The sequence below is a fragment of the Streptomyces sp. NBC_00316 genome (genome assembly GCF_036158715.1).
Lineage (GTDB): Bacteria > Actinomycetota > Actinomycetes > Streptomycetales > Streptomycetaceae > Streptomyces.
Genome location: NZ_CP108023.1, coordinates 125,260 through 144,324, shown reverse-complemented (window position 1 = coordinate 144,324; position 19,065 = coordinate 125,260). Strand labels below are relative to the sequence as shown.

The following is a 19,065-nucleotide window of genomic DNA, read 5'->3' as shown; positions in this document are numbered from 1 at the left end:
AGCCGTGCACCAGCAGCAGCGGCGGACCTTCGCCTCCGGTGACCACGTGCTGGCGCAGTCCGCCGGCGTGGACGAACCGGCTGGTGAACGTCTTGGCGAACCCGGCAGGCAGCCCCGGAGCCGTGGCGAGCGAACCGAACCCCTTCGGCCTGCGCACGGCGGGGGAGGCAAGGGCGGACGGCGCACCCACCAGCGAGAGGCCGGCCGCCGCAGCAGCAGAAGCAGCCGCACCACCGACGAAGACGCGTCGGGACAACCCCCGCCGGGCACCGTGTGACACCGGCTCCGAGCCGGGGCCTTCCTGCGCGGGCGGCTCCATGGGAGACATGGTCATGAGAATTCACCATGTTGCTCGAGCATCAGGGCACAGCCAGGACACCCGACAATCAAGAGCATATGCTCGTATTTGGCGGTGCTTTGATGCTCGCCCGGCATCGGATCCGCCGGACGGCTGACGAGATGTCAGCGGCCGGGGAACCGCTGCGTGATCTCCTGGAGCACCCAGCCGTTGCCGTCCGGGTCGCTGAAGTCGGCGAAGGAGCCGTAGGAGGCGCGGTCGGGGTGCGGGCCGGCAAGCCGGCCTTGGCCCTCGACCCGGTGGGTGACCTCTCCGGCCTCGTGGCCGTGGTAGAGCAGTCCTGCGGCGTCGTGGAAGACCTCGCTCACCTCGATGCCGCGACCGACGAGCTCCGCGCGGGCCTCCTCGATGTCGGAGACGGCGAGGTACAGACCCTGGGCCGAGCCGGGTGCGGCGGAGGTGATCCCCGTGCCGAACATGATCGAGCACGCGGAGCCGGGCGGCGTGAAGTGCACCGCGCGCCAGTTCTCGCCGGCGGCCTTGTCGAGGTCCAGACGGAAGCCGGCCGCCTCGTAGAAGGCCTTGGCCCGATCGACGTCGGAGACGGGCAGCACGATGACTTCGAGCTTCAGATCCATGTGAGGGTCTCTCTTTTCTGAGTCGGTGAATCTCGCGCCCGCGAGTCACCGGTTCGATGGGTGTCCGAGGCCGGCAGGGCGATACCTGCCGCCCATCGGCTCGGTGAGGCAATCCGGATGATGCTGATCATTCAGATGTGAGGAAGCCGCGCCGGGATCTGCGCCCCGCGTCGCGCGGCGGTCCTTGTGGCCGGTCCCTTCGAAGCCACGGTGATGCGCCTGTGCCGTCGGCCGGCGCAGGCGGCGCCGACCGTGAAGCACTTGTCCACGGATCGGCTCCCGAGCGGACTCGGTCCGGTCGTCGAGGCTCTTGAGCCGTGCTTTCAGAGCGCCGAAGCGGCGGGCCGTCGGCGACCGCCACCGTGAGAAGAAGTGCCCGCTCGGTACGGGAGAAGGGCTCGGGCGAGGATCCGCCGAGGCCTCTCCGTACGGCCCGGTGCGTTCTTCATGGTTATGACCATAAGCGGTTAGCTCGCAACATGCAATGTCTTCTTTCGTGCCCGGTGCGAAGAAGGCATCGCATGGTGCGAGCAGCGGGGCAGCCCCCGTCAGGCACAAGAAGCACGGCGCGACCGCCCAGGTCCCCGCCGGTCCGCCGGGAGGCCCGTGGTGGGCCCGGCCCGCGCCGCCCGGCGCGGTGCACACCATCCGCGCCGCCCGCGCCCACGGCGCCACCGGCGCCCTGGCACGGCCGGGCCTGGGCACGCCGCCGGCCGACCTGGGCTGTCAAGGCGCCGGTGCCACCATGCGCGCTCCCCGCCACGGCCACGGCCACGGCCACGGGAACGGGCCACCCACAGGCCGGCGGGCCGCCGGCATCTGCGCGGGAGCCTTCGGGTTCTGAGCGCGGCCATGGCCCGCTTCGCCGGGCGCACGGATCGTGGCGTGGGACATCACCGCCCTGCCACGCGCCGGGACGGCGGCCGGCCGGGCCGTCACCGCACCGGGACATCCGCTGCCGTGCCCGCCGGTGACCTCCCCCTTCGGCCTGGCCACCCGCACCGGCGCACCGTGTCGCCCCGACCGTCGCGACGGGCGGGACGACCGCCTGCGCCGCCCTCGCGGCCGTGCGCACGCCGGGGCGCGCCGCCCCTGATCGGGACCGTCCTGCCGCGCACCCCGACGAAAACGGCGCCCCGGCCGCCCGGGCGGCGCCCCGGCCGGTTCGCAGCAGCACTGCGCCACGATCACCCGCACCATCACCGGGGCGTCCCCGCAGGCTCCGCGCCACTGCGTCACCCCCCGGTGCGGCGGCGCGGCACCGCCGGGTCACCCGGCGAACATCCCCGGGTTCCGCTCCGTGTCCGGGGGAGGGGCACCTCGCCTCACGGGAAGAAAATTGCCACCGTAACGGTTTCAGGCCTAACGCCGGATGGTTTAGCCTTCCTTCGATCAAGGAGGCCGACGATGCTCTCGCGCGAGACCGAGCGCAGCCCGCTGACCCAGCCGCCGGAGGCTGATGTCGTCCTGCAATTCGTCAACACCCACCCCGCGGGCCCCCACCGGCTGCCGGAGCACTTCAAGAGCGCCCAGGACATGCACGCATGGCTGCTGGAAAACGCCATGGGCTCGCAGGCCACACGCGTCACGGAGGCCGACGCGGCCCGCGCACGCGAACTGCGCGACGCCTTGATCACCGTGCTGCTCGCTCATTCCGGCGACAAGGACATCACGCCCGAGGTGCTCGCCCAGGCGGAGGGACGCCTGCGCCGTATCGCGTCCCGGTATCCGCTGGTCACGGTCGTCACCGCCTCGGGGGCCTCGCTGGCGACCACGCGGACCGGTGTCCCCGGGCTGTTCGCCACCGTACTGGCGAGCGCGACCGAACTCGCCCAGGCGGGCGTGTGGGACAGGGTGCGGGCGTGCCGGAACCAGCCGTGCCACTTCTGCTTTTTCGACCGGACGCGGAACAGCTCCTCCGTCTACTGCGGTCCGAAATGCGGCTCGCAGGCGTCCATGCGCGCCTACCGGCAGAGGAGGAAGGAGCTGACTGCCGCACCGCCGACCTGACGGCGCCGCGGGGGAGAGGCCCGCTGCCTCGGGGGATGCGGTGACCGTCGGCGCCCGCCCGTGTACGCGGCAGGGACCGCGCCGTCCCGCTCGCCTTCAGGGCGTGCCGGGGAAGCCCATCCGCGGCGGTGACGGTTGCGGCGTCCACCGGGCCCGCCGGTGAGCACCATGCGGGGCCGGCCTGCACGAAGGGCGCAGAGGTACCGGCCTGCACGGAGAGCGCAGAGGTGCCGCTGCTCAGCCAGGTGCCGTACGTACGCCTTCACTGCTCCGCCTCGGCCCGCGGCACGGTTGCCGCCCGCGCGCGGGCGCGGCAGTGAGAGGTGGGCCCGGCAGCCCCGGCCCGGGGGTCCGTCCTTGCCTCCACGCAGATAGGAGCGTATGCTCGTATCTGCGTGAGGGTTTTCCCTCGCCGGCGTTTGCCGCTTCTGCCGCCGCCCCGTTCCCGGTGCATCGCCCCGCATCCTGCCGGGCCCCCGGGCGGTCCCGGCTCTTTTCCCGCTTCGTGCCTGCCTGCGGACGGGCACAGCGCCACAGGCTTGATCCACCAGGCATTTTTTTGAAGGAGACACCCCTATGACCGTCGTGAAGGCCGCTGCAGTCCAGATCAGTCCCGTGCTCTACAGCCGTGCCGGCACCGTCGAGAAAGTCGTGAAGAAGATCCGTGAACTGGGAGAGAAGGGCGTTCAGTTCGCGGTCTTCCCCGAGACCGTCGTTCCCTACTACCCCTACTTCTCCTTCGTGCAGCCGCCCTACACCATGGCCAAGGAACACCTGCGCCTGCTCGAGCAGGCGGTCACCGTGCCGTCCGCGGAGACCGACGCGATCGCCGAAGCGGCCCGGGAGGCCCGCATGGTCGTCTCGATCGGCGTCAACGAGCGTGACGGCGGCACCATCTACAACACGCAGCTGCTGTTCGACGCGGACGGCACACTGATTCAGCGCCGCCGGAAGATCACGCCGACCTATCACGAGCGGATGGTCTGGGGCCAGGGCGACGGTTCGGGCCTGCATGCGGTGGACAGTGCCGTCGGCCGCATCGGCCAGCTCGCATGCTGGGAGCACTACCTGCCGCTGGCGCGTTATGCCCTGATCGCCGACGGCGAGCAGATCCACGCCGCGATGTACCCCGGCTCCTTCGGCGGCCAGCAGTTCGCCGACCAGATGGAGGTCAGCATCCGCCAGCATGCGCTGGAGTCGGCCTGCTTCGTGGTCAACGCCACCGCCTGGCTCGATGCCGGCCAGCAGGCACAGATCGCCAAGGACACCGGCGGCCCCGTCGGTGCGATGTCCGGCGGCTTCTTCACCGCCATCGTCGATCCCGAGGGCCGCATCATCGGCGAGCCGCTCACGTCCGGGGAAGGCGAAGTGATCGCCGACCTGGACTTCGCACAGATCGACCTGCGCAAGCGCCTGATGGATGCGCGCGGCCACTACAGCCGCCCGGAACTGCTCAGCCTGCAGATCGAACGCACGCCGACGGCCAACCTCCACGAGCGCGGCACCCACCTGCCGGTCCGCACCGCCCCGGCCGCTGACGAGGACCGCACCCTCGAGGCCCGGTGAGCTTTTCTCCCACCCGCCCCGCCCGCACGGCCGCCGAGCTGACGAAGTGACAACTCCCCTCGGCGGACGGGCTGTCGGCCGGGGCCGACCTGCCCCGTCAGGGAAGACGCGTCGCAGGGGGCCGGCCGGTGGCTCATCGAGCCTCGGATGACGCAGAACAGGGCCTTTGGCAGATGTGTCGCGCCGACCATGACGATCACGGGGCGGGGGTCCCGCCGGCAGGAGAGGTCCCCCTCGTGCCGGGCCCACCCCGAAGAGTCTCAGTCTGCCTCCGGGGCGTTGAGGAGCGCCAGGCCGAGAGGGGTGAGGCTGTGCAGCACGGAGTTCCGGTGGCGAAGGGAGCGGATCAGTCCGGCCTCGCGAAGAACGGTCGCGTGTTCGCTGGCGCTCGCGGACGCGATACCCGCACGGGCGGCCAATTCCTTGGTGGAACAGCCTTGGTGCTCTGCGATGGTGGTGAGCACTGCGGTGCGCGTGCGGCCCAGAAGCATCGACACGCCGGGGGAGTGCACCCGGCCGGGCGAAACAGGGGTGGTGAGCTCACAGGGGCACTGGTCCGGGCAGGCGGGATAGCTCACGGCGACCGGCCGGCCGTCGGTGACGACGGTGCGCGTGCAGAACATCGACGGAATGAGCAAGAAGCCTTCCCCCTCCAGATAGAGGTCACGATCGGCTCCGTTCATCATCCGGATTTCCAGAACCGGCGGGTTCCACCGCATCCACTGGGGGTTGGCCCGGGTCAGCAGCTGCTCGACACCGCCGGTGAGCAGGTGCTGCAGGCGCAGAGTCCGATCGACCGCCAGGTGTTCGGTGAACTGGTCCCAGTGCGGAGCGAGCAGGCATGCGTGGAGATGGCTGAGCCCTGTACACAGCTCGGCGAACAGTGAGGCATCGTCTGCCAGGCGGCGGGTCCACGCGGGCAAGGACGGACGACGGTGCGCCGTTTCGAGCAGATTCGTCCTCACGCGTTCGCGAGGTGTACTGCGTACCTGTTCCAGGAGCTCCTCGACAGCGCCCGCTCTGGCAGGACTGAGGAAGCCCGGCGAATGCCCCACTGCGGGCATGAGGGCCAGGGCCATGCGCGCCTGGGCGGACAGCTGCGTGCGGGCGCGGTGGCGCCAGGCGTCGAGCCGTGCGGGCTGGCTGCGGCTCTGCAGGGCTCGCGCTGCAAGTTCCAGCTCATGCAGCGGCATCGGCGCCTCGGCCACACGTGTCCGGGCCAGATCCTGAACCGTGAAGTGTATGCGGTAGACCATGGCAGCCTGAGGTGATCCTTCCGGAATGTCGTTCTTCGGGTCAGGCCGAAGCAGGTCGAGATCATATCGATCGAAGAGGAAGCTGGACCCGTCAGCCGATGCGGAAAAGCTGTCGGCCCGTCAGAAATCGGGTCGACGGGCCGGCCCGTCGTGAGTCACTCATCCGGGTCTGCGCGAATATTGCGGACCCGGAGCGAAATCGGCGCGGCCTGGCGGTGAGACGGAGGGGGCTTCGGATGAATGGGCGCGGATCGATGACGAGGCAGAGTACTTTCTTGCCCTCACCGGAATTGTCTGCACCTTCATCTGCTGTCCGGACTCGCCCAATGAGGTGACCGGCGGGGCGGTTCGAGGAACACGGCTCCCGCCGCCTCCGCCGGGGTGTCGTCAATGCCTGCCCGCGGCAACCGCTTTCCGCTGCCGTTCACGGGTCCGGAAAAGTCACCGGTCCAGGCGCAGGGCGACGCGAGCGGTTCGGTGGCACCTCCGCGCGTACCAACATGCAAGGTGACGTGCGCGGATGGGGTTCTCGGCAGGGATTCTGGTGGTTCACTGCGGCGCGGTGCCGCGACGATCGGCATAAGGGTGCCGATCAATTCCGGCCTGTCGGGCATGCGGAGGTGTCCCGGGCCGGAAATCTGAAGTGGGCGAGCCCGGTGGGCAATTGGCCGCCGGGGTCGTGCAGACCTGGCATCACTGTCCCGATTCTTCCCGCCAATGTGCCTGATTGTTAAGGCCGTTGCATGGGGAAAACGCCCGCGCCGTGCGGCCGCAGCGGTCAACGTATTGACGCGGAATCACATCGCACTCGTAATTGATCACCGGCGGATGCACGAAATCCGCTGTCACCGGGCCCGTTTTTCGGGCCCTTTACGGATTGGTGAGCAGCAACAGTGTCGATATCCCCATCCGCGAGAAGTTCCGCCACGGGCTTGCGCATACTGGGCCGCGGCGTCGCAGCCATGGGCGCCGCCGCGGCCCTCGCGCTGCTAGGGGTCCAGCCGGCCGCGCAGGCCGCCCCGGCCCCCGACTCCGCCCCCGTCCGGACGGCGCCGGCCACGACGCAACCGGCAGGGCAGGACGCCCCGGCGCACCTGGAGCCCGTCTGCGGGGCGCCCGGCAAGGGCCAGGCCACCTGTTACGCGATGCGCGCCACCGGTGAGTCTGCCGTGATGCGGCTCAGCGGCGCGGCCACTCCCGCCGGGCTGGGCCCGGCGGACATCCAGAGCGCCTACAGCCTGCCCCCGAACGGCGGTGCGGGCCAGACGATCGCGATCGTCGATGCGTACGACAACCCCAACGCCGAGGCCGATCTGGCCGTGTACCGCGAGCAGTACGGCCTGCCGCCCTGCACGACCGCCAACGGCTGCTTCAAGAAGGTCGACCAGCGCGGCGGCACCAACTACCCGACACCCAGTGAGGGGTGGGCGGGCGAGATCGCACTCGACCTGGACATGGTCTCCGCGGCGGCCCCGGCCGCGCACATCCTGCTCGTCGAGACGGACAACGCCGGCCTGGAGAACCTCGCCGCCGGTGTCGACAGGGCCGTCGCCCTCGGTGCCAAGTACGTCTCGAACTCCTACGGCAGGCCGGGCGACGACTCCTCGGACCTGGCGAACTACGGCGCCTCCTACAACCATCCCGGTGTCGCCGTGGTGGCGGCCAGCGGCGACTTCCGGTACGGGGTCTCCTACCCCTCGACGCTGCCGTTCGTGACCGCCGTCGGCGGCACTGATCTCACCCCGGCCCCGGACACCGCCCGCGGCTGGACCGAGACGGTCTGGGCGCGTGACAACTACGGGCCCGGCTCCGGCTGCGCGCAGTACCAGACCAAGCCCGACTACCAGAAGGACACCGGCTGCACCGGGCGCAGCGTCGCGGACGTCTCCGCTGTCGCTGACAACGTCGCCGTCTACCACACGTTCAGCACCAAGGCCGGCTGGCAGCGCTTCGGCGGCACCAGCGTCGCCACCCCGGTGATTGCCGCGGTGTACGCCCTCGCGGGCACCCCCCGCCCCGGCACCTACCCGGCCGCCTACCCGTACGCGGCCGGCGCCACCGGACTCAACGACGTCACCACCGGCACCAACGGCACCTGCGCCGCCGCGTACCTGTGCAACGCCGGCCCCGGCTACGACGGCCCGACGGGCCTGGGCACCCCCGCGGGCCTGGGCGCGTTCCGCAGCGGCCCGCACGGCACCCTCTCCGGCACGGTCACGGACGCCGCGACCGGCAAGCCGGTCAGTCAGGCGACCGTCTCCTCGGGCGTGGACACCGCCACCACCGACAGCCGGGGCGCGTACAAGCTGGACCTGCCCGCAGGCACCGTCGAGGACCTGACGGTCCGTGCGTTCGGCTACACCTCCCCGGCCCCCGCCCACCTCACCATCGCCGACGGACAGTCCCTGGACCGGGACTTCGAGCTCGCCGCGATCCCCCGCCAGAAGGTCCGCGGCACCGTCGAGGACGGCTCCGGCCACGGCTGGCCGCTCTACGCGAAGGTCACGGTGGACGGTTCCCCCGAAGCCCCCGTCTGGACCGACCCCGCCACCGGAGCCTACGAGCTCTCCCTGCCCAGGGGCGCCGACTACACCCTGGGCGTCACCGCCGAGCTGCCCGGCTACGAACCCGCCGAGCAGAGCGTGACCGTCGGCAAGCGCCCGGTCGGCAAGGACTTCGCGCTGACCGCGGATCCCGACGCCGCCACGGCCGTCGGCTACACGCTCAGGCGCGACGGCGCGACGCAGACGTTCGACTCCACCGCCACCGCTCCGCAGGGCTGGACCGTGGTCAACGCTCCCGGTACCGACAACGGCTGGCAGTTCGACGACCCGATCCAGCGCGGCAACGCGACCGGCGGCAGCGGCGCCTTCGCCGTCGTCGAGAGCGACAGCTGGCCGTTCGGCCCGCACCAGGACACCCAGCTGATCAGCCCGGTGTACGACTTCTCCGGCGGCCAGTCGGCGGAACTCGACTTCAAGACGGCCTACACCTTCAACCCGGCCAACCAGCGGATGAGCGTGGACGTCACCACCGACGGCGGCGCCACCTGGGAGCCGGCCTGGGCCACCTCCCTCACCTCGGTGAGAAGCGCCGACCGCCTGACCGTCCACGTCCCGCTGCGCACGTACGCAGGTGACAAGGCGGTGCAGCTGCGCTTCCACTTCGTCGCCGACTGGGGCTACTCCTGGTCCGTCGACGACGTGTACGTCGGGATGCGCAGCCTCGTGCCGGTCTCCGGCGGCCTGACCGTCGGCACCGTCCGCGACAGCACCACCGGCGCGGGCCTGGTCGGCGCCGGCGTCAGCGACCTGCAGCACCCGGACACCATGGCGCTCACCGTCGCGACACCGGACGACCCGGCGGTCGGCGACGGCCTCTTCACCCTGTTCGTCGCGGACCCGGGCAAGCACACCCTGCGTGCCGGCGCACCGGGCCACGCCACCACGGACAAGAAGACCAGGGTGCGCGCGGACAGGGCGGTCCATGCGGACTTCCTCCTGAAGAGCGCACCGGCGACGTCGGGCTGACCGCCCCGTCGCAAGCGGGCGTCCCGCCCGGCCGTGCACCACGTGGGGCCGGGCGGGACGCCGTCCGCCGGTACGGCCCGCCGCGAACCGGCCGGGAGCGTCACGCGCCTGCCCCGCACAGGCGGCCGGGGGACGAGCACCGGCCCCTGCGCGGGCAGCCCGAAGGGCGTGAACGACGTCGGGCCGCACCGGTACCTTCCGGTGCGGCCCGACGACCTGCCCAGCCTCCGCACCCTCGCCGCCGGCATCGGCCGCGACGCCGTCATCGCCGCCCTGGAACTTCGGCGTCGTCGAAGGACACGCGAACCGCATCAAGACGCGCAAGCGCCGGATGTCCGGGCGCGCCGGCCCCGTCCCGCTGCAGACGCGTCCTGCCGTCATGACAGCGCCCCGGCCGTCAGCCGACGGCCGGCAGATCGGGACGCAGTGTCGTCCGGAGCCGCTCGAACGCGGTGGGAAGCGGTCGTTGCGGCAGGAAGGCGCTGATCTGCCGGGCGCATTCCAGAGCACTGGTGCTGGTCGTATCGCACTCGACGTCGTACAGGCCGTGCGCGTGCACACGGGGGAACTGCCGGGCTGCGAGGCCCGCCGGGCGGTCGCCGCGCACGTGCTCGCGCCGTTGCAGTTCCTCCAGCGAACACCGCACGCCGACCAGAACGACATCCCTGGCCCTGAAGAGCTCCAGGCAGTCCAGGAGACGCCACTGCTCACTCAGCACATGGTCCACCACCACGTCGTTGCCGGCCGCGGCCATACCGGCGACCGCCCGGTGAAAGCCCATCCACGTCCGCCGCAGCACACCGGGCAGTTCCTCGGGGCTGACCTCCCGACGGGATCGCATCGCGTGGAAGGCGTCCACGGGCATATGAAAGCAGGGCCCGTCCAGGACCTGCAGCAGTTCCCCGGCAATGCTGGACTTGCCTGAACTGGACGTCCCGTTCAAGAAGATGATCCGACCCCGGCGGGCCGGAGCGGAGCAGGTGCCGCTCCCGGCCGACTCGGGCACACCGTGGTCGCCGTCCCTGGGCATGTCAGTCTCCTTCGCTGCCACCGGTGGAGTCTGATCATCATCGCCGGTCTGCGAAAGCCTCGGCAGACCACCGTCCGCTCCCGGCCCCCCTTTTGCCGCCCCGGCCCTTCGGCAGGACCGGTACGGCGCGGGCCGGTGCGACCCCGGCCGGGAACGGCACGCCCCGGCCTGCGAACACCGTCCGGGCACAAGCACCCGGAACCGTCCGTACGATCCTGCGTCAGGCCTCTGCGCGGGCTGCGGACCCGGCACGCCCCGATGCCCGGACGGTGCGGGCCGGCGCATGGGTCACTTGGTGACGAAGGCCAGGAGCACTTCGTTGACCTCGGCGGCGTGCGTCCAGAGCAGGCCGTGCGGAGCGCCCTCGATCTCGACGTACTCGGCCTCCGGGAACGCCTTGTGGAAGGGGCGTCCGGTGGAGTCGATGGGGAGGATGTTGTCGTTGGTGCCGTGGAGGATCAGCGCCGGCTTGCCGGCCGCACGGACCGCGGCCACATCCTTGCGGAAGTCCTCGGTCCAGGCGGGCACGACCGCGTGGGCGGCGACCGGGGCGGACGTGGTGGCGGTGTTCCAGTTGGCCGTGACGACTTCCTGGCTGATCCTGCTGCCGAGGTTCTCGTCCAGGTTGTAGAAGTCCTTGTAGAACTGGGTGAACCAGGCGTAGCGGTCGCTCCGGGCGGCGTCGGCGATGCCGTCGAACACCGACTGCGGGACGCCGGTGGGGTTGTCGTCGGCGGCCACCAGGAACGGCTCCAGCGATGCGAGGAAGGCCAGCTTGGCGACCCGCTCGTGGCCGTGGTTCTTCACGTAACGGGCCAGCTCCCCGGTGCCCATGGAGAACCCGACGAGGATGACGTCGCGCAGATCCAGGGTCTCCAGGACGGTGTTCAGGTCGGCGGCGAAGGTGTCGTAGTCGTAACCGCTGCCGACCTTGCTGGACTGCCCGAAGCCGCGGCGGTCGTAGGTGATGACGCGGTGGCCGGCCGCGATCAGCTCGCGGGTCTGACGCTCCCAGCTGTGCCCGTTCAGCGGGTAGCCGTGGATGAGGACGACCGGCTGCCCGGATCCCTGGTCCTCGTAGTACAGCTCGACATCGGTGCTGTTCTCGGTCCCGACCGTGATGTGGCCCATGGCGGACATTCCTTCCCAGACGTGGAGAACGATCGTTCTCCGCTTGTGTGGTTTAGAGTAGAGAACGTTGGTTCTCCGTGCAAGGGGGTTCTCGTGATTGACGAAAAGACGGCACGTGAACACGTCGTGTCCGCCGCGGACCGGCTGTTCTACGCCCACGGTGTCCAGGCCGTCGGCATGGACACCGTCCGCACCGAGTCCGGCGTCTCGCTCAAACGCATCTACGCGCTGTTCCCCTCCAAGGAGGACCTGATCGTCGCCGTGCTGCGGCACCGCACGGACCAGTGGAACAGCGGTCTCGCCACCGCCGTGGACGGCGCCGGCACGCCGCGCGAGAAGCTGCTCGCCGTCTTCGACTTCCTCGCCCACTGGTTTCGCGACGACGACTTCCGCGGCTGCGCCTTCATCAACGTGTTCGGTGAACTGGGCGCCGACAGCAGCAGGGTCGCCGAGGTGGTACGCGAACAGAAGGCGTCCTTCCGGCGTGACGTCGCCGCACTGGCCCGCGCTGCCGGCGGCCCCGACCGGCTCGCCCCGCAGCTGGTCCTCCTTGCCGAGGGCGCCCAGACCACGGCCGCCATCTCAGGGGATCCCGATACCGCGGCACATGCCCGCGCCGCCGCCGACACCCTCATCCGGTGCGCACTGGAAGGCACGGACACGGCCGGGTCCTGAGCCCGCTTGGGTCACGACGGCGCAGCCCCGGACCCGCCCGGTGCGGTCTGCAAGGCCCCTGGGCCCGTGGAAATGACGACCGCTCCCGGCCGGCCGTGCATGGCACGGGCGCCGCGCACGGATCCCGGCGGATCAATCGCCCGGCGGGGGAGTGCCTGCCGTGGCCTGTGTCTTGGACCCAGGTGATCCACCGGTACGGACCGGCACACGAGGCCGCGCTGCCCGGGCAGCCGGCGGCTGCGCCCAATGCCTGACACACCGCCATGCGGTCCCGGGCTTCGCCGGCAGGGACTTCGAAGAGCTCCGCACAGCCCTGGGGGAGGCGGGCTGCGCCGATCGGTGCAGCTGTCGGGCGAGCGGGCCTGCCGTCGGCACGGGGCGGGCAGGGATGGGGGCGGAGGTGTTGTCGAATGCCCAGCGGTGACGTGCTCGTCCTCGTCGATGAGGGTGGCCGGGTGGTCGAGTGGAGGCGTCCGGCTGAGGAGTTGTTCGGGTGGTCCGCCGAGGAGGCCGTCGGCCGGTCCGTGACCGCTCTCATGCATGAGGCCGCCGCCGACGGCGAAGGGCAGCGGGAAAAGTTCTCGGACACGGCCGCGGTGCTGGTCAAGCCGGCGCTGCGAGGTACATCCGTGGTGTGGCAGGTGCTCGCGGCGGGGAACACCGTGTCGGGGCAGGACATGGCGGTCCTGAAAGCCATGTTCACCCGGTCCCCGGTGGCACTGCACGTCCTGGACGACCAGCTGCGCGTGGTCCGCATGAGCACCGCCACCCGCGGGCTGCATGACACACCGGTGGGGCACCTGCTGGGCAGGCATTTCACCGAGGCATGTGAACTCGAGGACCCCGAGACGCAAGCCGCCGTGGCGCAGGGGGTCCTGGACAGCGGAGAACCGGTACTGAACCGGCTCGTCCGGGGTGCCGAGGTACCACGCCGGCTCTACTCCGTCTCCTGCTTCCGCTTGGAGGACTCCCACGGCCGGGTGCTCGGACTGGTGATCTCCGCGGCCGACGTCACCGAGTGGGAGAACGCACGGAGCCGCCTGGCCCTCCTGGACACGGTCCGCACACGGGTGGGGCACCGGCTGAACGTGGGCGTTGTCTGCCAGGAGCTGGTGGAAGCGGTCGTGCCCGCCTTCGCGGGCATCGCCGTCGTCGAGGTGGTCGAAGACGTCGTCCGCGGAGAGGAGCCTCCGGCGGTGCCCGTCCACCGGGACGTTCCCCTGCGCCTGACAGCCCTCGGGGGAATCCCGGCCCGCCCGGTCGAAGAGGTGCACCCCCTGCCGGCCGGCACCCCCTTCTCGAACGTCCTGTCCGACCTTCGGCCGTGCCTCGTACCGATCGACGAGGACAGCTCGTGGCTGGCCGCCGACCCCGCCCGGGCCGACGCCATCAGGCAATCCGGCGCCCACTCCCTGATCGTGGCCCCCCTGGCACTGCGAGGCCAGGCCCTGGGCGTGGCCAGCTTCTACCGCCACCAGCAGGAAGACCCCTTCGAGGAGGAGGACGTCGCGGTGGCGGCCGCCATGTGCGCGCACGCTGCGCTCTGCATCGACAACGCCCGCCGCTACATGCGCGAGTGGATCATCGCGTCGACCGTCCAGCGCAGGCTGCTTCCCCGACAACCGGCCACACAGACCACCCTGGAGATCTCCCAGCTGCACCTTCCCGGCCCGGAGGGCGGCGGCGCGTGGTCCGACGCGATCGCCCTTCCCGGCGCACGGACCGCGCTGATCGTCGGCGACGTGGCAGGGCAAGGCGTTGTCGCGGCCCTCACGATGGGACTCCTGCGCACAGCCACCCACACACTGGCCGCCCTCGACCTGCCGCCCGACGAACTGCTGGCCCGCCTGAGCGACACCGCGGCCCGTCTCGCCGCCGCGTACGCCGCACTGCCTCCCACGGATCCCCTGCAGGAAGGGCCCCTCACCGCCGGATGCGCCATCGCGATCTACGACCCGGTCGAACTCACCTGCACCATCGCCCGCGCCGGCCTCCCGGAACCGGTCGTGGTCCATGCCGACGGCACCTCGGCCGACCTGCCCGTCCCCCGGGCCCCCTGCTCGCCGGAACGGACAGCGCCCCCTTCCCCGCGACCACCGTCCACCTCCCCGAAGGAAGCATCCTGGCGATGGGCACGGCCGCGCTCACGAACGAGGTCCTGGCACCGTCCGGCCCGCTGCGCCCGCTCCTGGACGGCGCCGGCACGAGGCCCCTGCCGGACGTGCGCGACACCATCGCGCACGCACTCACACAAGGCCACCGGACCGGCGAACCCCTGATGCTGCTCGCCCGTACGAAGACACTGCCCCAGGACCGGGTACTGACCTGCGCCCTGCCCGCGGGCCCCGAGGCCGCACCGGCCGCCCGCGCAGCGGCCCGCCGCCGGCTGGACGAGTGGGGGATCGACGAGGAGACGGCGTTCACCACCGAACTCATCGTCAGCGAACTCGTCGGCAACGCGGTCCGCTACGGTGCTCCGCCCCTGCAACTGCGCCTGATCTTCGAGCGGATGCTGACCTGCGAGGTCAGCGACGCCGCAACCAGCGCTCCGCACGTGAAACACGCCCGCACCATCGACGAGACGGGCCGGGGACTGTTCATCATCGCGAGCCTCGCGAACCAGTGGGGCACCCGCTACCACACACAGGGAAAGACCATCTGGGCAGAGCAGCCGACACAGCCGTCAACGACCTCTGAATGACCCCGATCACCCACGAGCAGCCGGCTTCGCCCACGGGCCCCGGCAGCAGTTGTCCACCTCGCCGGGAGGCACTCGTCAAGGACCGAAGCCGCTGTCCAGGAGAAGGGACAGCGGCCCCGGACCGCTGCCGGGACAGGGACGCCTTCCTCGATGCGCCGGTCCCTGCGCCGGCGAACCCGCAGCAGGGCCGCCGCCGGTCCGCCCCGCAGCGGCCCTGCCGCGGCTCAGCCGAGCCTGGACGCGGCGTACGCCTCGATGGCGTCGTGCTGATAGGCGGCCAGGCCCGGGGCGATCGCCTCGTACGCGGTGTACCAGGCCTCGTTGTCCACGCAAGAACGCCCCATCGCGCGATACTCGTCGGTGGAGACGGTGCGCAGTGCGGTCAGCGCCCGGTACTGGGTGTCGATCTCGGCCTGGACGGGTTCGGCGTCGGCGGGGATGCCGGCGGCCATCAGCTCGGCCAGCCGGATCATCCACGCCGTGCGCTCCCGCTGCCCAGCCTGGACCTCGGCCGGGCTCATCTCCGCGGTCCGCCGGGTGACTTCCTGCGCGTGCTCGGGAAAGTCACGCAGGCTCTCCGCGTACTGGGAGGGCTGCACGCCCTCGAACAGGTTCTCCGGTCGGTTGATGGCAGTCATGGGTTGTCCGTCCTTCCTGGACTGTTCCAGTTCGGCGATCGTGCGGGAGACGGTGGCGGCCAGGGCGTCGAGCCGGTTCCGCTCGGCGAGCAGCCGCCGGCGGTGGCCACGCAGAGCCTCCACCTCGTCGACCTGCTCGGCCAGGATCCGGCCGATCTCGGGCAGTCCGACGCCCAGGGCCCGCAGGACGAGGATCTGCTGCAGCAGCAGGAGCTGGCGCTCCTCGTAGTAGCGGTGGCCGCCCGCACCGATCCGGGCCGCAGGCAGCAGACCGATCTCGCCGTAGTGCCGCAGGGTCCGGGCGGTCACGCCCGACATACGGGCGACCTCCGCAATCGACCACTCCATCGCCGCTCCCTCACGAGTGCGTCACCGGGCCGGTCTCTCCGGCCCTGGTCAGGACGGTAGACGCTGCCGCAGCGGCAACTTCAACCCCGAATCCAGGCTCACCCGGCTTCGGCCTCTGGACCCCACGCACGTCCCCCACGACCGGCTCGTGCAGGGGCCGGCTGCCGTCGGAACCCGTGAGCATGGCGATCCTCCCCCGGCCGCCCGGTGCCTCGTGAACCACCGTCGAAACGCTGCCTCCTTTCGTGAACAGAGCCACTGGCCGATGGCCATCGAAGCCGGAGCACACGCACGACGCCCCCGCCGGAGACCTTCGGCGGGGGGCGTCGTGCGTGCGTCGGCGTTTCGGTACGTCGATGATCGGCGTCCCGGAACGACGGGGCTCGGGGGCGTCAGACGAGGCGCTTGCGGCCCCATATGAAGATGAACACCGCAACGGCGGCAGTCAGGGCGAAGAGGATCGAGGCGCCGAACCACTGCATGCTGCTCATCTGCGAGATCGGCAGGTAGTCCACCGACCAGCCCACGAGGTCGTACTTCTGAGTACAGACCTTCTGCGACGTCTCGTGCGCGCAGGTGCCCCAGCCGTAGGTCTGCCCGGAGCTCGAGAGGAGCCAGTGGTCGATCTCCAGGGCGGCTTCAGGAAGCGGCACCCGGGGCGCGCCCGGACCGACTCCCTTGTCCGTGGTGACCGTGATGACGTGGCCGAGGTTCAGCCGCTGAAAGTGCCAGACCACCTGGACGACGACGGCGAAGGCGAAGGTGACGATCATGGAGATCAGGGTGCGGCGCAGGAGCATGCCGATCGCCACACCACTCACGACGGTGAAGAGTGTGAGCGCGACGGGCACGGGGCCGGTGTTGTCGAACGCGGGGCCATCGCTCCACCCCAGAACTGTGGCCTCGTACTTGACCGGCCCCCACCACCGGCCGAACGCGATGGACAGCGCCGCCGTGCACACGATGACCACCAGGGCGCTGACGACCAGCTTGGTGGCCAGCCAGCGGCTGGGGCTGACGGACTGCGAGGCGACGAGTTTGGCGGTGCCGTTTTCCAGGTCGCCGGCGAGCAGCGGGGCGCCGAGGAAGACGCCCAGCACGAGGGGGATGAACCCGAAGCCGTAGCTCACGAATTGGAGCCGTTGGGGGTGTATGCCCGCGAGCCACTCGTCGGACGCTGAGTCGGGCCGGCCATAGCCATGGGCGGTGAGGTGGTCCAGCATGTCGGCACGCTGATGGACGAGCAACGCCACGGTAACGGCGGTGGCGGCCAGGAGGGTCCAGAAGCCGGCCCTGTGCTGGCGCCAGACGAGCCAGGTCACGCCGCTGAGCCGGGGACCGCGGGTGCGGCTGGTGGCGATGGGGGACACGGGGGCCGGAGCGGATGTGAGGGACCCGTCGGGCCCGGCGGAGGTCTGGGTCGGGTTGTTCATGCCGCCGCTCCCCGCGGGCCGTCGCAGCCGTACATCCGGCCCGGCACCTGCGCTCCGGGGCTGATCAAGGGGGGTGCGTCCGGGCAGCGCAGATAGGAGAGCAGGAGTTCCTCCATGTTCGGGGTGTGGGTCTGCCACCGGCCGGTGACCGGGCCGTCGGGGCGGATGAGGGCGGTGGCCTGGCGTCCGCTGGTGCGGTATTCGACGACGGTGTGACCGGCGAGCTCCGCCGGGACGCCCTGGGCATGCCCCTGCCGCCGGCTGTCGCCCTCGCCGCTCGGGACGCCCTGCAGCAGCACGTGGGCGCTGCGGAGTTCGTCCACATCGCCGGCCATGCGCAGTCCGCCCGTGGAGATGACGAGGAGGAAGTCGCAGACGCTCTCCAGCTCGCCGAGCATGTGGGAGGACATCAGCACGGTGGTGCCGTGCTCGGCTGCCTCGGCCAGCAGCATGCTCATGAGCTCGTGGCGTACCAGCGGGTCGAGGTCGGACATCGGCTCGTCGAGCAGCAGCAGGTCGGGACGCTTGCCGAAGGCGAGGGCGAAGGCGACCCGGGTGCGCTGCCCACCGGAGAGGGTGCCGATCTTCGCCTCCATGGGCACATTGCCCGCGCGGACGATGTTCTCGGCGGCCCGCTGGTCCCAGCCGGGATTCAGTTCGCGGCCCAGGCGCAGCGTCTCGGCCACGGTGAAGCGGCGGAACAGCGGCTTCTCCTGGGCGAGGAAAGCCGTCCGCCGTCCGGCCTGCGCGGATTCCGGTGCCGCGCCGAACACCGTGAGGGTGCCGTCCGTCGGCTCCAGCAGATTGGCGGCGATCGCCAGCAGCGTCGTCTTGCCCGCCCCGTTGGGCCCCACCAGCCCGCAGATCCGGCCGGCAGGCAGCCGGAACGAGCAGTTCTGCAGGGCCCAGCCCCGACGGTACTTCCGGCCCACCCCGTAGGCCTCTATCGCCGATTCCTCCGCCGGCCCCCCGACGTCCATGGCATCCCTGGCGCTACTCACTGGCACTCCTCGGCTTTGTACTTTCCGCTGTTCCGGCGGCCGCCGTGGTCTCGGCGTACCGCTCCTGCAGGACGGACGCGACCAGCGCGGTCACGTCCTCCCGCTCCAGGCCCGCCTCGCGTGCCCGCGCCATCCACGCCTCCAGCTCCCCGCGCAACGGGGAGTCGGCGCCCGCCTGGGGGCGGGCCAAGGACCGGCGGATGAAGGTGCCCAGACCAGGCCTCGGCTCGACCAGCCCCTCGCGTTCCAGCTCCCGGTAGGCCTTGAGCGTGGTGTTCGGGTTGACGGCGCAGGTCTCGGCGACCTCCTTGGCGGTGGGCAGCCGGTCTCCCGGCATCAGAACGCCCAGGCGCAGGGCCTGCTTGGTCTGCTGGACGATCTGCTGGTAGGCGGCGATCCCGCTCCGCCTGTCGATGCGGAACTCCACGAACTCACTCACCCTTTAGCTACTCAATTAGTGGAATGACGATGATGATGGGGGCCGGTCCGGGAGATGTCAAACGGACCGCGCTCCCACGGCCTTTGCCGGCCCGCGGCGGGGCAGTCCCTCTGGCCGCCCGGCGGTGGCGCATGCGTTTTGCCGAGGACGCGGGCGGCGGCCGGGCGGACGGCAGGAGTGCCGGGCAGGTTCGGTGGCCGCTTCGTCATCGGGTTCGTCCGGACCCGGCCGGCCCGGGTGCCGGCGCCCGCGCTGCGCTCGGGACGAGGCGGGAGCCGGCGCTGCGCGTTTCCCGCGGTCCGCCGGGAACCGGCCGCCGGACCCCCCGTGGGCCACTTGAGCGGCCGAGCCGGCGCCGGCCGCGGCTTGTC

At 71.1% G+C, this 19,065-nt stretch carries 15 protein-coding genes; 7 read left to right on the top strand and 8 right to left on the bottom strand.

The window, feature by feature from the left end:
- Nucleotides 1-462: 462 nt before the first annotated feature.
- The gene (locus OG878_RS00705; protein WP_328884901.1) at nt 463-936 is read right to left on the bottom strand and encodes a VOC family protein; all 474 of its coding nucleotides are present in this window, start codon (nt 934-936) and stop codon (nt 463-465) included.
- A gap of 484 nt (nt 937-1,420) precedes the next feature.
- Between OG878_RS00705 and OG878_RS00700 the strand changes: the two genes are divergently transcribed.
- The 3 genes from OG878_RS00700 to OG878_RS00690 all read left to right on the top strand — a co-directional run bounded on the left by OG878_RS00700 (nt 1,421) and on the right by OG878_RS00690 (nt 4,512).
- Nucleotides 1,421-1,780, top strand: coding sequence for a hypothetical protein (locus tag OG878_RS00700; protein WP_328884900.1), 360 nt, complete (start codon nt 1,421-1,423; stop codon nt 1,778-1,780).
- Between the two features lie 563 nt (nt 1,781-2,343).
- The gene (locus tag OG878_RS00695) at nt 2,344-2,946 is read left to right on the top strand and encodes a CGNR zinc finger domain-containing protein (RefSeq protein ID WP_328884899.1); all 603 of its coding nucleotides are present in this window, start codon (nt 2,344-2,346) and stop codon (nt 2,944-2,946) included.
- 576 nt (nt 2,947-3,522) lie between these two features.
- Nucleotides 3,523-4,512, top strand: coding sequence for a nitrilase-related carbon-nitrogen hydrolase (locus tag OG878_RS00690; protein WP_328884898.1), 990 nt, complete (start codon nt 3,523-3,525; stop codon nt 4,510-4,512).
- A 260-nt stretch (nt 4,513-4,772) separates the two neighbouring features.
- On the opposite strand, the gene OG878_RS00685 is transcribed toward OG878_RS00690, so the two are convergent.
- Entirely contained in the window at nt 4,773-5,768 is a 996-nt protein-coding gene (locus tag OG878_RS00685; protein ID WP_328884897.1) for a winged helix-turn-helix domain-containing protein, read from the bottom strand.
- Between the two features lie 932 nt (nt 5,769-6,700).
- Between OG878_RS00685 and OG878_RS00680 the strand changes: the two genes are divergently transcribed.
- Nucleotides 6,701-9,298, top strand: coding sequence for a carboxypeptidase regulatory-like domain-containing protein (locus tag OG878_RS00680; RefSeq protein WP_328884896.1), 2,598 nt, complete (start codon nt 6,701-6,703; stop codon nt 9,296-9,298).
- Between the two features lie 397 nt (nt 9,299-9,695).
- On the opposite strand, the gene OG878_RS00675 is transcribed toward OG878_RS00680, so the two are convergent.
- Together OG878_RS00675 and OG878_RS00670 are read right to left on the bottom strand one after the other, a co-directional pair.
- Nucleotides 9,696-10,328 (bottom strand): chloramphenicol phosphotransferase CPT family protein, encoded by a 633-nt coding sequence (locus OG878_RS00675; RefSeq protein ID WP_328884895.1) that lies wholly within the window; start codon nt 10,326-10,328, stop codon nt 9,696-9,698.
- 288 nt (nt 10,329-10,616) lie between these two features.
- Nucleotides 10,617-11,459 (bottom strand): alpha/beta fold hydrolase, encoded by an 843-nt coding sequence (locus tag OG878_RS00670; RefSeq protein WP_328884894.1) that lies wholly within the window; start codon nt 11,457-11,459, stop codon nt 10,617-10,619.
- A gap of 93 nt (nt 11,460-11,552) precedes the next feature.
- Here OG878_RS00670 and OG878_RS00665 point away from each other — a divergent pair, with 93 nt between their 5' ends.
- The 3 genes from OG878_RS00665 to OG878_RS00655 all read left to right on the top strand — a co-directional run bounded on the left by OG878_RS00665 (nt 11,553) and on the right by OG878_RS00655 (nt 14,835).
- Nucleotides 11,553-12,134 carry a TetR/AcrR family transcriptional regulator gene (locus OG878_RS00665; RefSeq protein ID WP_328884893.1) on the top strand — a complete coding sequence of 194 codons (582 nt, stop codon included), beginning with the start codon at nt 11,553-11,555 and terminating at the stop codon, nt 12,132-12,134.
- Between the two features lie 410 nt (nt 12,135-12,544).
- The gene (locus tag OG878_RS00660) at nt 12,545-14,413 is read left to right on the top strand and encodes a SpoIIE family protein phosphatase (RefSeq protein ID WP_328884892.1); all 1,869 of its coding nucleotides are present in this window, start codon (nt 12,545-12,547) and stop codon (nt 14,411-14,413) included.
- On the top strand, nt 14,356-14,835 hold the full coding sequence (locus tag OG878_RS00655; RefSeq protein ID WP_328884891.1) for an ATP-binding protein: 480 nt from the start codon (nt 14,356-14,358) through the stop codon (nt 14,833-14,835). Before OG878_RS00660 ends, OG878_RS00655 begins: the two co-directional genes overlap by 58 nt.
- Nucleotides 14,836-15,059: 224 nt before the next feature.
- Here the strand turns inward: OG878_RS00655 and OG878_RS00650 are convergent, their stop codons facing one another.
- From OG878_RS00650 to OG878_RS00635, 4 genes are all read right to left on the bottom strand, one after another.
- Complete coding sequence (locus OG878_RS00650; protein WP_328884890.1) at nt 15,060-15,821, bottom strand: MerR family transcriptional regulator; 762 nt, start codon at nt 15,819-15,821, stop codon at nt 15,060-15,062.
- Nucleotides 15,822-16,213: 392 nt separating this feature from the next.
- A complete protein-coding gene (locus OG878_RS00645) occupies nt 16,214-17,254 on the bottom strand; it encodes an ABC transporter permease subunit (protein ID WP_328884889.1) in 1,041 nt (346 codons plus the stop codon).
- Nucleotides 17,251-18,234 (bottom strand): ABC transporter ATP-binding protein, encoded by a 984-nt coding sequence (locus OG878_RS00640; protein WP_328891087.1) that lies wholly within the window; start codon nt 18,232-18,234, stop codon nt 17,251-17,253. Before OG878_RS00640 ends, OG878_RS00645 begins: the two co-directional genes overlap by 4 nt.
- A gap of 13 nt (nt 18,235-18,247) precedes the next feature.
- Nucleotides 18,248-18,694, bottom strand: coding sequence for a GntR family transcriptional regulator (locus OG878_RS00635; RefSeq protein WP_328884888.1), 447 nt, complete (start codon nt 18,692-18,694; stop codon nt 18,248-18,250).
- Nucleotides 18,695-19,065: the final 371 nt, after the last annotated feature.